Source organism: Rhodococcus sp. G6(2025), assembly GCF_058628105.1.
This window is the reverse complement of record NZ_CP179750.1, coordinates 4,623,732-4,638,596: the sequence shown is the minus strand read 5'-3', so window position 1 is coordinate 4,638,596 and position 14,865 is coordinate 4,623,732. Positions and strand designations below refer to the sequence as shown.

Here is a 14,865-nt window from a genome sequence, read left to right as displayed (position 1 = left end):
GGACCGCGGCGGCAGTCTGTTCTGGGCGAACCTGAACCGAGGAATTGATCGGGTCATCCTTCGCCTCCCTAGGGCCGAGAGCTGCTGCTCGCGCTGATGGCAATCCGGAGCCGAAATTCAGTGTGCTGATCAATATGGTCGGTGATAAACGTATCCGCTTCGAGGGCTCGTCGGGCATGGACATGCATGTCGAAGGTCCGGTTCTGCTCAACGGAACTCGAAGCGTCGACCGGACTTCTCTTGGCCGTGACTGCTGGAGAGCAGCCGCCCCCGCGCGGCCAGCTTCGCAGGGATATCGACCACGTCCACACTGTCATCGTTCAAGTGAGTCATCAGCGGCGCTTCCAGGCCGGTTGCACCGAATCGGAGAGCCCGATCGGTAGCCGACGTCGCTGACTGGCACCCGGATAGTGGCCAGTCAACGGTCGCAGCGAGGGGACCGCGGCTGCGGTCCCCTCGCTGCCTTACCACCGGGCGACGGGTCATTTGGCGGCGGATGAGCAAACTGCAACTTACTTGTCGGACAACAACTAACTTCGGAAGACTTTCACGCAGTTCTTGAGAATCAGCAAGGTAGTGAGTAGCGAAGAACGAAGTCAAGATGCTTGCGCATCTCCTCCCCAGCTTTGTCCGCGTCGCCTGACTCGATGGCCTTGGCAATGGCGATGTGCTGCCGAACTGTCTTTTGTGCAACATCGCGGGTGACCTCGAGGAACTGCGCTGGATGGGTGGCGTTGTGCACCGCGGCGATGAATGCGGCCAGCAGGCGATTGCCGGAGGCGAAACCGATGGAGGTGTGGAAACGCAGGTCGTATTCCGGAATGTTCGGGTCGTCGATGGTGATCTTCTTCTGCTGGTCAATGACTGACTGCATCGTGGCGATATCCTCATCGCTGCGGTTGCGCGCCGCCCACTGCGCGGCGGGGATCTCGAGAACACGACGGACTTCGGTGATCTCGTCGACGTCTAGCGCGCCAATTCGCAAAATAGTGTCCATTGACTCGCTGAGCATCTGGCTCAGAGAGTCGGGCGTCACGGTGTTGACGAAACTGCCGCCAGCGACGCCAGGGATCTTGCGAATCAGCCCAGAGCTGACGAGGGCGCCGAGGGCCTCGCGAACGGTGGGTCGACTCACACCGAACAGCTGAGCGAGCTCGGTCTCGGGCGGAAGCTTGTCGCCCTGCGCGAAACGACCGTCCAAGATCGCTTCCCGGAGCTGTGCCTCCACCTGATCTCGCGGCCGGGTGACCTGCGTCGCCTTGAAGGATTTGTTTGCGGTAGATGCCATCGGGTCTCCAGTTGTGGTTGGACGCGCGACCGTTCGGCGGTCGGCAATTGTCCTACAGTCTCGCAGATGCAGGCGTCCTCCAAGGGGTGCGCGATCACCTCGGCGGGAATCCCTTTTGCTGTGGTGTAAACATCTGGCTCCCCTACATCCCACGCAGACTACGTAAAAGATATGACAGTATTGTAGATTGTAGTCGATGGATGCGCTGGGCGAGACAAATGGAACGTCGCGAGTCGATCCGGAGACTGAAATTCCTAGAACCCGAGTGAGGCAGGGCAGGTGTGCGACAAACGCTCCCGTACGCTGACCTGCTCCGACAGGATGCAGGCCGTACAAAAGCGGTCCCCGTAGGGGGCATGAGCTCGCGCATGTTGTCATCAGGCGACCTATCGCCAGTCCGGCTTGGTCTGGCTCCCTGTGCATCGACCACCCAGCGCGTCCGGTGGCCGGGAGCTTCTCCAGGTTGCCTTCGATGGACACCCTGTGAACCACCACTACAGGAAGGGCGCTCGACGAGAACTCCCTCGGGTCGCGACGACCTGCTACGGGGTGGTGCGGTGCCGCGAATCACCACGGTCGGCCGTCGGCTCCGCACGGTGCGGGACTACCGGGGCCCGTGATGCTGCCCTGTCGCCGGGGAATCGTAGAGACCGTGCTCGCCAACGTGATCCCCTGGCGATCGGCCTACAGCAGGATTAGATGTGGTCGCGTCGACCCGCAGCCCAACGTCAATGAGGTAGTTGAACCGGTTCTTGACCAGGTCGTAATTGCCACGAAGTGGTTGGCGCATCGAAGGCAACACGGTTCCGTCTCGAGCCGACCAGAGCGGATACGTCGCATCCCCGAGGCGTCACCGAAGCACCTATTCTACCAGCACCGCGTCGACTCAGATGTGCCTGCCTGTCGAGGACGTCGTGGGGACCGTAGGGGAGTTGATCCATGAGGGCAAGGTGCGGCACTTCGGGCTGTCCGGGGAATCTTCCGTGACATCAGCGGATCGCCGTCCTGCAGCGAGTACTTGCTGTGGACACGGGGAGATCTGCCAACCCTGGCCGGGCTGGAATCGGACTGGTCCCGTTCAGTCTGCTCGGCAATGGATTCCTCGCCGGCACCGTGCGCTCCACAACGACGTTTACCGACGGGATGTGCGCAACAGGGTCCCACGGCTCACCGAGAAGAATCCGACCGCGAACGCAACCCTCGTCGAGCACGTCAACCGACTCGGTGCAAGGACGTCACCCCGGGCAGGCTGCCCCTGGCCGGTTGCTCGCACAGCAGACCTGGATCGTCCCCATCTCCCGGAACCCAATTGCACCTCCCGCATCGAGGAGAACGCCGGCTCACGGCATTTTCTTAATCATCAACGTTGTAATACGTTTCGTGTCGTGCTATTCAGTTTCTCAGAAAGTCATTCGGGTCGTTCGTTACTGGCTTCTCAACCTGTGCCAGTAGTTACTGGCTTTCTCCAACCTGTGCCAGGTGGACGGTAAACGGCGGCCAACCTCGCAGAGAGACGTGGATCGGCATGAGACTCCCGAATTGTGTGCCAGAGTCGTTCGATAAAGCGTGTACGTGTCATCCCGAACTTCTCAAAGATGTCCTCGTCCGGCGCGCCGCCATACGGCAGCCAGGAGTGGGCGAATCCAATGAAATCCTGTGGATCAGCGCTTGGGTGGGGAAGTCCCAAGAGTGCCCTTTGCAGGTCTGCGCGTCGACGATAACGCCAATCCCTCCCATGCTTACGTAGAGCTACTGGGATGTCGGCCATACGTGTACCGGCGCTGGAGAGGGGCGGCGACGTGGAACATGCACCGAGTCCTTGTTGCTCCATGTACTTTCTCTGGTTGCCTTCGGGCATTGCGCTCCTATCGATCGAACTGAGTGGTGCAGTCACCTCTGCAAAAGCAACGAACTACCCACCAGCCGTGGAGTTCCGAGCTGTAAAGCTCCGGGCGGGGCTGATCAACGGGAATACTGTGCGTCACGTCTACCGTTGGCATGGTGGACCCACTTAGATAATTGTAAGTCATTAACCATCCTCGTCAAGCCGGCAAATATGAATCCATCGCGACGAAGAGGCGACAACGATCAGCAGACCCTGAAACGACCCATCAATCAGTGGTATTCGCCTCCTCTCCCGAGGGCGCTCCCACGCGGAGGTCTCGCGAATGGCGCATTGGCCAGCACGCGATTCGTTAGCAACTAGATTCAACCGCGTAGTCAGAACGGTGATCGTCGGCGACGAACGAAGTGAATGATGCGCGTTACGTTCAATCGTCCAAAGTTGTGCGACCTGTCTGAGCCTTCGTTATGGTCGAGGACGGGCTCGCGTCTGCCCACATATGCACTCACGCTACTCGGCGAGGCTGTTCACCCGGTGAGCCTGCGTAATCCTCTTGGCGCCGAATGCTGTGGCGGCACTCGTGGGTGGGTGGTTTTTGGATCGCCGGTCCGCCGAGGCGACGAGCGGGCCAGATACCGGCGGTCAACTTCGGAAGTGGCACCCCAGATCCCGCTTCCTTCCAGCGACGCCACAGCGTAGCTGCGGCACTCGCGTAGGACGGGGCAGCCGAGACATATCTGCTTGGCAACGCGCTCTCGACGAAGACGGTCACCGCGCGTCTCGTCATCCAGGGGGAAGAAGACATTGATGTCCATCCCGCGGCAGCGTGCTCGGAGCTGCCAATCCCAGAACCAAGTCATGGGAAGCCGGGACGATACGGAAGAGTCTGCTGTAGTGCGCATCTCGGTCCTCTCTTATTCGGGATCGGTTGTACGCACGATCGCACCGAGGCTGCTCGCGGCGACACCGGGTCCTGCGATCAGAACCTTGGCCGGTGGGAACTTGCCCGCGGCGATGACCTGACCGGTGAAGAACCGACCGAACGTGTGGGCGGCCCCCCACGACAGCACGGTAGTCGGCAATGTCGGCCGTCGAGCTGAGCGCTTCCATGGACTGCGCCCGGGAAATGCGTTCTCATACTCGTTGGAGATGTTGACGCGGAATCGCTCGATGACCTCGATGATGCCCCCCGTCGCATGTCCTTCGATGAAGGCTCCTGGCGACAGTTCTCTTGCAGCGACCACAGCGATGGCCCTACGGGGACCGACGAAACCTCTTGGGACGTACTATGGCAGTTTGCAATAGATGGGTGCTGCTGTCAAAGCTGTGGAGCCGTTCGACCGGTTCGACTGGGCGTGGTACCGACCCCTCCCGCGTCGTCGTCGATCTGCCTCATGGGAATGGCGCACAGGGCTGAGATGATCGTCGACCCGGCGACCCACAGCACTACTGGCATCGCCGACGACGTGTCGGCTACGAGCTTGGTGAGAACCAGGGGCGTCACTGCGCCACCGACGATGACCCCGATGGTGAATCCGAGCGACAGGCCTGTGTACCGGACTGCACCCTGGAACACCTCCGCGAAGAAGACACCGATGGTCCCCCATGTCATCGAATAGCCGGTCAGCAGAACCAAATACGCGATCAACACCACAGTCGGGTTGCCGGTGTCGATAGCCTTCATCCATCCGAAGACCGTCGCGGCGATCGCCAGGTTGCCCACGATGAAAATCGGCTTTCGGCCGAAGCGGTCGCTCTGGGCGCCGACGAAGATGCTCGCCGCGATGACCCACGCCGCCGCCACGATGATGATCACCAGCATCTCGTTGCGACTGAAGCCTTTTGTGGCCCCGTAAGACAGACCGAACACAGTCGCCGCGTAGAACGTCACGGAATTGCCGACGGCGGCGCCGGCGATCAACAGAACTTCTTTCATGTGATGACGAAAGACGACCACGATAGGGGCAGGAAGGATGTCGTTGGACTCTTTGAGAGCCTTGAACTCGGGACTTTCCTCCAGCCGCAGCCGGATCATCAGCCCAAGAATCACCAGCAGGCTGCTGACCCAGAACGGGATACGCCATCCCCAACTCAGGAAGGCCTCGTCGCCCATCGCCGATCCGACGATCAGGTACACGACATTGGCAATAATCAGTCCGAACTGGGCGCCGGTCTGCACCCAGGAGCTGTAGAAGCCGCGTTTGCCGGGCGGGCTGTGCTCGACTGTCATCAAGACCGCCCCGCCATACTCACCTCCCAGCGCGATGCCCTGCACGAACCGAAGGACGACGAGCAGGATCGGCGCCGCGATCCCGATAGCACCATAGGAGGGAACCAGCCCGATCGCGACGGTCGCGACCCCCATCATCAACAAGGTTGTCACCAGAGCGGCCTTGCGCCCCAAACGATCCCCGAGATGGCCGAAAATGATTCCACCAAGCGGGCGTGCCACGAATGCCACGCCGAATGTCGCGAGCGACAGGAGGGTCCCGGTCAGGGGATTCGAGGTCGGAAAGAAGACCTGACCGAACACCAGCGCAGCTGCTGTGCCGTACACGAAGAAGTCGTAGTACTCGATCGTCGTGCCCATCAGGCTGGCAAGACCCACGCGTCTCACGTCGGCAGCGGAGGGAGACCCGGACATCAAACACCTTCAATCAAAGTGAAAGTCGAGTAGGTTACTGGTGCAGATTGAGCCATCTAGAATCACGTGCTGACGGTTCCGGATGGCTGTGCGGACGCTCCGACGGCGAGTCGCTCGCGCAGCTCGACCTTGCGGATTTTTCCGCTCATGGTCTTCGGCATATCGTCGACGACTATCACCCGCTCGGGGCAGTACCGCTTGGCGAGGCCGGACTCGGTCAAGAAGATCCGGAGTTCGTCGACGTTCAACGACGTGCCCGCCTGACAACGCAGGAATGCACATGCTCGTTCACCGAGCCGCTCGTCGGGATAACCGACGACCGCCACCTCGGTCACCCCGGGATGCCGGAAGATCAGGCTTTCGACTGAGCCCACCGGGATGTTTTCGCCTCCACGGATGATGATGTCTTTGGTGCGGCCGGTGATGGTCACCGACCCTTGCGAATCACGCACCGCGGTGTCGCCGGTCGCGAACCAACCCTCGCCGTCGAATGCCTCCTGCGTCGCCTCAGGACGGTGGTAGTACCCGACGAACATGCCCGTACCGCGCAGCCACAAGGCACCCTCGGTGCCGTCGGGCGCCTCGGCACCCTCGGGATCGCGGATGCTGATCTCGGCACTGTCGAGCCGCACACCATCGGTCTCACGGTTGATGTTCCCGAGACCCGGCCGGCCGGAGACCGCAATACCGAACTCGGTCATACCCCACGCGGGAATCACCGCGCATCCGAGCGCTCGCTCCGCCTCGGCCATCAGCGGCCGCGGGATCGGCGCACCGGCCACGACGATAAGTGCGAGCGTGTCAGCCTCCTCTCGGGTGAGGCCGGCGGTCCGCAGCAAGTCGATCAGGAAAGTCGGTGAGCCGACCATGCAGGTGATGCGAGCCCCGTGGATGATCTGTGCCCCGACTTCCGGGCTCCATTTCTCCACGAAGACCGCCGTGCCTCCGAGGTACACCGTCAGCAGGGCTCCCCAGAAGAATCCGGTCGAATGTCCGACTGGCGACATGACGAGATTGCGCATCGGTTGCCCGAGTGAGTCGTGCCCGACATGGGCGGCCCAGCCGCGAACCACCACATCAAGCGTGGCGTGCAGATTCATCACGGCCTTCGGTTCGCTCGTCGTTCCCGACGTGAAGGCGAGCTGCGCGATCCCAAGCGGGTCGACGGGAACCGGCTCGAACGCGTCGGCCGGGCCCATCAACGAGTCGAGCGTGACGGTGCCACCCACTGGCTCGCCGACGATCACGACCTCCAGTCCCTCGTCGTCGCGCACCCTGGCGGGTATCGCCGTGGACACCACGTCGCGACCGCCGTGGAAGCGGGACACGATCAGCATCTTTGTGCCGGTTGTCTTGGTCATGAATTCGACTTCGTGGGTCCCATACGTGATCGGAATTCCCGAGTACGTCGCACCCGCCCGCAGGATGCCGTAGACGATCCCGAGAAACTCTGCCGAGTTCGTCATCATCACCGTCACCACGTCACGGGGACGCACTCCCCGCGCCTGTAGCCCCGCCGCGACCCTGCGGCTCATCTCGTCCAGCTCCGCGAACGTCATTTCCCGTACCGCCCGACCATGGTGGTCAACACTTACCGCCGCCACCCGCTGGGGGTACTTGATTACCGCATCGTCGAGAAACGTACTCAACGAGGTGACCGACCATTCGCCGGTGTCCAGCCGGCGCTGCGCTTCAGCATCCGGCACGATGCTGCCCTCGGGTAGCCCTTGGATGGTCGAGCTCATTTTCGCCTCCGAAAACTGTTCTGTACAAGAAAGACTGATCACACCTGATTCAGCTCGACGCTTACCCTAATGTGCGGACGGGTTGACCGGCACTGGGCCGCAGGCTACCTCGACGCGCAGCGCGACGATGTTGCTGTCGAGGGCCACCGTGGCGTGTTTCGACATCGAAATCCGTTGTGGCACTTGAGACGCAACACTCGATAGCCGTACGAGTTGCAACTCGGATGCCGAGAGCTCGCGCTGCCCTTGGGTTGGATTCGACTTCGGCGACCCAGTGGCACGCGGGATGAGTTGGAGTACTGCCGCCCCACGATCGCAACAAACCACTCCGACGAAAAAACATGCGTTCACGCGCAAGACGGACGGACGCTCCAGCGAGGTAGCGGAGCATCTTAGACCGGTCAGCGAGGAGGAGACACCGGTCCGGTAGCTGATCGGACCGCTCGCGAAACCGAACGTGGCAAGTGCGAGAACATCCGCCGGCGCAGACGCCACCCAAATGGCGTCGCCCCCCCGGCTGGCACGTGCCACTGCAGCGATAAGACGATTAGCAACACCATCCACGCCGCATGGGTAGCGCGCCAGGCGCCGGTACGTGACCTGCAGGCGCATTGACCTAGACACACTTTCTGACATCAAGTGAAACTGACTGACCTAAGTGAAGATTGTCATACTATTGCCTATAGATGCATTGTTCGTCAATCCGTCCGTGGGGGCCCTAGTTTCTCGGCGCCGACTACATGAACTCACCCGCCCGGTCGGCAACCTCGACCGTGGAGAAGCACGATGAATCCAATCTATGACTTCACCGACCGCATGGCATTTCACCGGCGGCGCCTCCGGTATCAGGCTGGCGACCGCGCGAGCGGCCGCGGCATGGGAATTGGAAGCCGCTGGTGGACAGGCACTGGAATGAAACGTGACGTGTCCCGATGGGGAGGAGGTCGCAGCCGCAGTGAGCTCATTGTGGCTGCAGATTCGCATCGGACTGGGTGCTGTCCTACGTGGGGATGTGTGTATCCGCGTTTGTATCACGTAGCGACCCCGTTATTCACCCCACCGCTCCGCGCGGCAACGGGTGGCGGTGGTCCGCGGGCCGGCTTTCGGTACCCACGTCATAGCTTCGACGCTGTAGACGGTCAACCCCGCCTGCATGGAGAGTGGTACTGGGATGGGGATCAGTACCGACGGTGTTGCGGGTGCCGTCCTTCTGGGATTGGAAAAAGGTTGACAGCAAGCAGGCAGATATTTAGTCTGACATTAAGCAATTCTGCTCGCTTTGGAGGAAGTCAATGGACCACTTCGACAAGTTGTACATCGACGGCGAATGGGTCTCGCCGTCCATCCCGGGCACCCGCCCCTTGATCGACCCGGCGACGGAAGAGCCGTGGGCGACTGTCTCCTCGGGCGGCGGAGTCGAGGATGTGGACCTCGCAGTAGCGGCAGCGAAGAGAGCGTTCGTTCGCTTCTCCAGGACCTCGGTCAATGAGCGCATCGAGCTCATCGACCGCATTATCGAGGCCTACGAGCGCCGCGAGGCGGAGCTGTCCGAGCTGATCGCCAAAGAAGTGGGCATCCCCGTTTCCTTCAAAGGACAGGTGAAGTCCTCGGCCGGTCACATGCGAGTCGCGCGGGACGTGATCCGAGATTACGAGTTTGAACGGCAACTCGACGACACCATCATTCGACGAGAACCGATCGGCGTGTGCGGCCTCATCTCACCATGGAATTGGCCAATTCAGACCTCCGTCATCAAAGTCATCTACGGAATCGCTGCGGGTTGCACAATGGTGCTTAAGCCATCGGATGCATCGCCCGCCTCGGGCGTTGCACTGGCAGAAGTCATGCATGAAGCGGGAACTCCGCCGGGTGTATTCAACCTGGTAGTCGGTCGTGGCAGTGTGGTGGGCGACCGGCTCTCGCGGCACCCGGACGTAGATATGATCTCGTTCACCGGTTCGACCACCGCGGGACGTCAGGTGGGCGAGGCCGCCGCTCAGACTGTCAAGCGAACCTGCCTGGAGTTGGGTGGCAAGTCCGCGAACATCGTGCTGACAGACGGTGATCTGGAGAAGGCCGCACATTTCAACATTCAGCGCGGCTTCTCGAACTCCGGCCAGTCCTGCCATGCGCCGAGCCGGCTGCTGGTGCACGAGAGTCAAGTGGAGGACATCCTTCCCTTCTTGGTCGACGCGATCAACCTAATGCGTGTCGGCGACCCGAGCGACCCGAACACCACGCACGGACCGCTCGTTCACGCGCAGCAGTTCAACAGTGTTCAGCGTCATATCGAGATCGGACTGAGGGAAGGGGCGCGGCTCGTCACCGGCGGCCCGGGGCGAATCGACGGCTTCGACCGCGGATTTTACTGCAAGCCCACCGTCCTGGCGGACGTCACTCCCGACATGACCTTGGCCAAGGAGGAAATCTTCGGTCCGGTTTTGGTCGTCATGCCGTACCGCACAGAGGAACAAGCATTGGAGATTGCCAACGATTCGATCTTCGGACTTGGCGGCTACGTGTTCAGCGAGGACCGCAAGCGCGGGTACGAGTTCGCATCCGGGCTTCGCGCGGGTCGTATCTGCTACAACGGTTCCAGTCCCAATCAGACGACACCGATGGGTGGCTACAAGGAATCGGGCATCGGCCGCTCGATGGGCGTCTACGGCTTGGAGGAGTACCTCGAAGTCAAGTCGGTGTACGGGTTCGAAGAAGAGGCACGCGTGCTTCCCCGGCTCTAGCCTGTCCTGATTAGTCCTAGTCGTATAGCGCGACGGGCTGGCTTGCAGTGGGGACGGCCGGCGGTGTTGGGCCCGGCGTAACCTTCCGGCGGGCGTATGCCGCCCGACCCATCCGGGTAGCCCGTTTGCAGGCCATTCGCTGCTTGCCGTTCGCGGGCTTGCGGATTCGCCCGCGAGGACGCCGCTGGTGGGTCGCCACGGCACCGATGCCCGCTCGCGACATAGAACTCGGTGCCGTGTTCGTCGGCGAAAATCGGCGGCGCGGTCCAGGTTGTCGGCCGAGCAGTAGCCGGCGTGGCACGGACCTGGTCCGGGACCTGCCCGGTCTTCGCCGCCGGTCTGTTCGGTCGTTGGCATCAGATTGCCGACATCGACGGCATTTGTGTTCACGTCGGTGGCCACGATCCCTGAGGTTTCTCGTCGACCACGACCTCCGCGTTGCAACACTGCGCGGAGGCCCCGTCGCCGGTCAGCCGTCGTCCCGGTCCGCTCCCGTGCCGCCTGTCGAGCCTCTTCCGTGAGGGCGGCCTTCGCCTCCCGGATCGTCGCCAGCCGGGTTCGCGACGCCGCGATACCTCGGGCAGCTCGTCGCCACGCCGGTTCTCGCCGACTTGGCGTCTTCGGCCTCGTCGAGACCTCGCGGCGAGGACCTTCTCCTCTCCGGCATGCGGGCGTAGCTCATCGCCTTGCGTTTGGAGGCGTTCGTCCGCAACTTCGTCCCCTCCGACGACCCAGCCTGATCATGCCCGCGGCCTGACACAGCGCCAACGCCTGTACGAACAGGTGCTCGAGCGTGGACAGGCGCCGCTTGCGGACCCGGGTGATCGCCCGATAGTCTGCCGCCCCGCTCCGAGCACCGGAACAGCCACGTCATCGGTGCATTTGCGTTCGATCGACCCGGACGAGCACACTCCGGTGGTACAGCCGTTGAGCAGGATGAGCACCATCAGTCGCGGATCGTAGTGGGGCGGCACGGCCCTCGGTGTACGCGGAGAGGATCCGGGACAGGTCCAGGTGCTCGTCGACGAGTTCTGCGATAGGCCAAAGGCTCGGCGGGCAGCCAGTCGTCGAGCGGCGGCGGCAGCAACAAACCCTGATCCGGGTCAAACGCTCGGAACGTCTTGTCCACCGGCGGCTTCGGCTCATCGAGATCATCAGGCACGCCTCATCATCGCGCGCCTGGCCCATCACCCGAACACCTTCGCTGGGCGTGTTGGCGACCGCGCTTAGGTGTTCGCTGTCGCGGACGGCCAGGTACTGCATGCCACGGTTCGGGTGCAAGGTGCCGGCGCCGAACATCCTGGTCCGTCGGGAAAACTTCGAGCACGAAGGCCGCATAAACGTGCACGTGCTGTCGGACACCACAACCTTGTTCGGCCGTATCGGCGCGGAGGCCCGTTCGGGCCGTTCTCGCGGCTCGATGGTTATGAGTCTCAGGCGTTGCCAAGCGACAAGCCGTGCTGGGAGTAACAGGTGAGACATTGCCAGATGTTTGACAGTCAGATAATAGTCTGGTCTACTAATTCATCTAGTGAGCGCAATCACAGCCCCTCATGCCAGTAAGCGCAGCGCACGAGCGATACATGGGGGATCTCGGCATCGGGCACCGGAAGACCCGACGGGCCACGCGAGATGAGTAGGAGAAGCCACTGTGACACCGAGGGAAGTTGTACTCGTAGTCGCTTTTGGATTCACCGGGTCGCGCCTGGTCGAACGGTTGGGGGCAGCAAGTAGTTATTCTGTTCTCAGGTCCACCGACACGGAGCTCGGCTGTACGTCAGCGGGGACGAACGTGTTCGTCTACCGGCTTTTGGCATGTCTGCTCGCAACCCGCATGTGCGATGTCCGGCGAAGCCGTAGATCCGCGTATCGCAGTGCTTCAGAGCAAATGCGCACCACTGCAATAGCTCTCAATCAGAATGGCGTCGGTACTCTCTTGCCCTCGCGGCGAAATAGCGGCAGGTCGAGATTGTGCCTCGCGCTTACTTCTCCATCCCAAACCTGAAGGCAGAATCATGAGCACTATGCAACCAGATGCGATATCCGGCCAATCGTCCCCACCTCGTAAGACGAGCTTTGCCAGGCTCGGCACGGCCCTCTTCCTGGGTACCGCGCTCGAGTGGTACGACTACTTCGTCTACGGCGTCGCAGCCGCGCTGGTGCTGAACAAGCTCTTCTTCCCTACGTACAACCCCACCGTCGGCACCTTGTTTGCCTTCGGCACCTTTGCATCGGCATGGCTCATGCGGCCCTTGGGCGCGTTCATTTTCGGCCACCTCGGCGACCGTCTTGGCCGGCGGTCGGTACTGTTCATGACCCTGATCGGCATGGGCGTGGCCACGATCGCGACCGGCCTGCTGCCCACATACGATCAGATAGGTTTCTGGGCCCCGCTGCTGCTTGTCCTGTTCCGGATGATTCAAGGTTTGTCGGCCGGTGGTGAGTTCTCCGGCGTCGCCACCATGTCGATTGAGCATGCGCCGCCACACCTGCGCGGGCGCTACACCAGCGTCGCTCAGATGGGTATTCCGGCGGCCCTGGTGGGCGCCAACCTTGTCAGCCTGGCCGCCTACTTCATGCCCGAGGACGCGCTGGAGAGCTACGGTTGGCGTATTCCGTTCCTGGTCAGTGCATTGATCTTCCCGATCGCGCTGTTCATTCGGCTAAAGCTGGAAGAATCGCCGGTGTTCGAGGAGAAGAAGGCAGAGAACGCTCTCGTCAGCAACCCGGCAAGGGAAGTCATTCGCAACCACTGGCGGACGATGCTGGCGCTCGGATTCGCCAACGGTGGACTCGGTGCGGCTTTCTACGCGTACAGCACCTATGCGGTGAACTACGGGTCGGCCGAGGCCGGCTTGGCGAAGACGACCGTGCTGATGGCAGTCATCGTTGCGGGATTGGTTCACCTGGCCTGTGTGGGGATTGTCGGCTGGAATTCCGACCGTATCGGCCCGAAGCGAGTGTTCCTCTCTGCCCTGACACTGCTGGCGGTCGCTCCGATTCCGGTCTTCTGGATCATTCACACAGGCAACCCCATCGCCATCATCGCGGCAATGATCATCGGCCTGGGAATCGGCCATGGAGTGGCGTATTCGGTTACCGCGCTGCTCTTCACCACCGTCTTCCCGCCGGAGCTTCGCTACACAGGTTCTGCCATCACCTACCAGGTATCCGCGGCGCTTCTGTCGGGGCCGGTGCCGATCGTCATGGCGGCCCTCGTCGGGGCAGGCGGCGGCACGCCCTGGTACGCAGCAATCTTCCTCATGGGAATCTGCACCGCCGGTCTGATCGGCGCGATCCTCCTCGACCCTGCGGCACGGAAGTCGCGTGCTGTCGCGGCGGCACGCGGCGAGGTCTGATCGAATGGCTGAGTCCGCCTTGATAACCGGATGGCTGGGGTAGGCATGGCACTGGACGCGCGCTTCTACAAGCTCTCCGAGCACGGACGGCCGACTGAGTTCGGCACGATCTTCGAACCGTCTGACGAGTGGCTGGCGAAGCAGTCGGCAGAGGCGGTGTTCGAGCCGGACCTGCCGATCGTCGATTCCCATCACCATCTCTGGGAGCACCCGTACGTCTACGATCGTTCCGGCTTCGAGGCGGACATCCAGTCCGGTCACCACGTCGAGGCCACGGTTTATGTGGAATGCGGAGCCGGCTACCGCGACTCTGGACCGGTCGAACTGCGGCCGGTCGGGGAGACCGAGTACGTAGCCGCGGCGGCCGGTTCGTCGAGCGTCGGAGTCGACGTGGCGGCCGGCATCGTGGGATTCGCCGACCTCAGACTGGGTGCCGCAGTCGAGCCGGTTCTGGCAGAGCACATGGCGGCTGGTCGCGGGAGATTTCGAGGTGTCCGGTTCAGCACCGGATGGGATGCGAGTCCAGAGATCGCGAACACGCAGTCCGGGAAACGACCCGGGATGCTCCGAGAAGCAAAGATCCTTGACGGGGCTCGTGTCCTGGCCCGAAACTCGCTCACCCTCGATGCCTGGTTGTTTCATACCCAATTGGACGACGTCGCGGCACTGGCGGATGCTGTTCCGGATTTGAAAGTCGTGATAAACCATAGCGGTGGCCCTCTGGGGTACGGCCGCTATGCGTCGGACCATTCAGGCCAGTTCGACCTATGGCGGGACGGCATTCGGCAGGTCGCGAAGCGGCCGAACGTCTGGTGCAAAATCGGGGGGCTCGTGGCCCGCGGAGCCATGTACGACTACCTCACCGCGCCGGAACCTCCCGGCTCCGACGAGCTGGCTCGTCTCTGGTCGCCCTGGCTCGAGGTGTGCGTCGAGGAGTTCGGCGCGAAGCGTTGCATGTTCGAGAGCAACTTCCCGGTCGACAAGATGGGCACGTCGTATCGCGTGCTCTGGAATGCCTACAAGCGGTTCGCGAGTTCGGCATCACGGGAGGAGCGGGAGCTGATGTGCGGAGGATCGGCCCGCCAGTTCTACAGCCTGCTCTGATCCCGGCACGGGCCGCACTAGAGCCCCGCCTCTCCGCCGATGAAGTGAATCGGGCAGCAGTTGAAGTTGTGTGAGAGTAGTAGCTGGGAATGTTTACAGGTAGCATAATATTCTACAGATAGAATACTGTCAGATTATTCA

7 protein-coding genes and 1 pseudogene are annotated in these 14,865 nt (G+C 61.9%); 3 read left to right on the top strand and 5 right to left on the bottom strand.

Going from position 1 to position 14,865, the window contains the following annotated elements:
- Window positions 1-565 precede the first annotated feature (565 nt).
- The 5 genes and pseudogenes from ACLIVD_RS21205 to ACLIVD_RS21185 form a co-directional block, all read right to left on the bottom strand.
- Window positions 566-1,288 carry a FadR/GntR family transcriptional regulator gene (locus ACLIVD_RS21205; protein ID WP_283335358.1) on the bottom strand — a complete coding sequence of 241 codons (723 nt, stop codon included), beginning with the start codon at window positions 1,286-1,288 and terminating at the stop codon, window positions 566-568.
- Between the two features lie 2,370 nt (window positions 1,289-3,658).
- Window positions 3,659-3,991, bottom strand: a complete 333-nt coding sequence (locus ACLIVD_RS21200) for a WhiB family transcriptional regulator (protein ID WP_283335424.1) — start codon at window positions 3,989-3,991, stop codon at window positions 3,659-3,661.
- A 60-nt stretch (window positions 3,992-4,051) separates the two neighbouring features.
- Window positions 4,052-4,262, bottom strand: a pseudogene (locus ACLIVD_RS21195) (Re/Si-specific NAD(P)(+) transhydrogenase subunit alpha); the annotation flags it as partial.
- Window positions 4,263-4,449: 187 nt separating this feature from the next.
- On the bottom strand, window positions 4,450-5,739 hold the full coding sequence (locus ACLIVD_RS21190; RefSeq protein ID WP_283335360.1) for an MFS transporter: 1,290 nt from the start codon (window positions 5,737-5,739) through the stop codon (window positions 4,450-4,452).
- 98 nt (window positions 5,740-5,837) lie between these two features.
- Window positions 5,838-7,520, bottom strand: a complete 1,683-nt coding sequence (locus tag ACLIVD_RS21185) for an AMP-binding protein (protein WP_491930598.1) — start codon at window positions 7,518-7,520, stop codon at window positions 5,838-5,840.
- A gap of 1,292 nt (window positions 7,521-8,812) precedes the next feature.
- On the opposite strand from ACLIVD_RS21185, the gene ACLIVD_RS21180 reads away from it, so the two are divergent.
- The 3 genes from ACLIVD_RS21180 to ACLIVD_RS21170 all read left to right on the top strand — a co-directional run bounded on the left by ACLIVD_RS21180 (window position 8,813) and on the right by ACLIVD_RS21170 (window position 14,724).
- Window positions 8,813-10,261, top strand: coding sequence for an aldehyde dehydrogenase family protein (locus ACLIVD_RS21180; RefSeq protein ID WP_491930596.1), 1,449 nt, complete (start codon window positions 8,813-8,815; stop codon window positions 10,259-10,261).
- A gap of 2,015 nt (window positions 10,262-12,276) precedes the next feature.
- Window positions 12,277-13,620: an MFS transporter gene (locus tag ACLIVD_RS21175; protein WP_197436105.1), complete on the top strand. Its 1,344-nt coding sequence runs from the start codon at window positions 12,277-12,279 to the stop codon at window positions 13,618-13,620.
- Between the two features lie 45 nt (window positions 13,621-13,665).
- Entirely contained in the window at window positions 13,666-14,724 is a 1,059-nt protein-coding gene (locus ACLIVD_RS21170; protein WP_491930595.1) for an amidohydrolase family protein, read from the top strand.
- Window positions 14,725-14,865: the final 141 nt, after the last annotated feature.

Bases quoted from the DNA above. Each gene is read 5' to 3' on its own strand.
- ACLIVD_RS21170 (WP_491930595.1), top strand. From the start codon at position 13,666: ATGGCACTGGACGCGCGCTTCTACAAGCTCTCCGAGCACGGACGGCCG.
- ACLIVD_RS21180 (WP_491930596.1), top strand. From the start codon at position 8,813: ATGGACCACTTCGACAAGTTGTACATCGACGGCGAATGGGTCTCGCCG.
- ACLIVD_RS21175 (WP_197436105.1), top strand. From the start codon at position 12,277: ATGAGCACTATGCAACCAGATGCGATATCCGGCCAATCGTCCCCACCT.
- ACLIVD_RS21185 (WP_491930598.1), bottom strand. From the start codon at position 7,520: ATGAGCTCGACCATCCAAGGGCTACCCGAGGGCAGCATCGTGCCGGAT.
- ACLIVD_RS21200 (WP_283335424.1), bottom strand. From the start codon at position 3,991: ATGACTTGGTTCTGGGATTGGCAGCTCCGAGCACGCTGCCGCGGGATG.
- ACLIVD_RS21205 (WP_283335358.1), bottom strand. From the start codon at position 1,288: ATGGCATCTACCGCAAACAAATCCTTCAAGGCGACGCAGGTCACCCGG.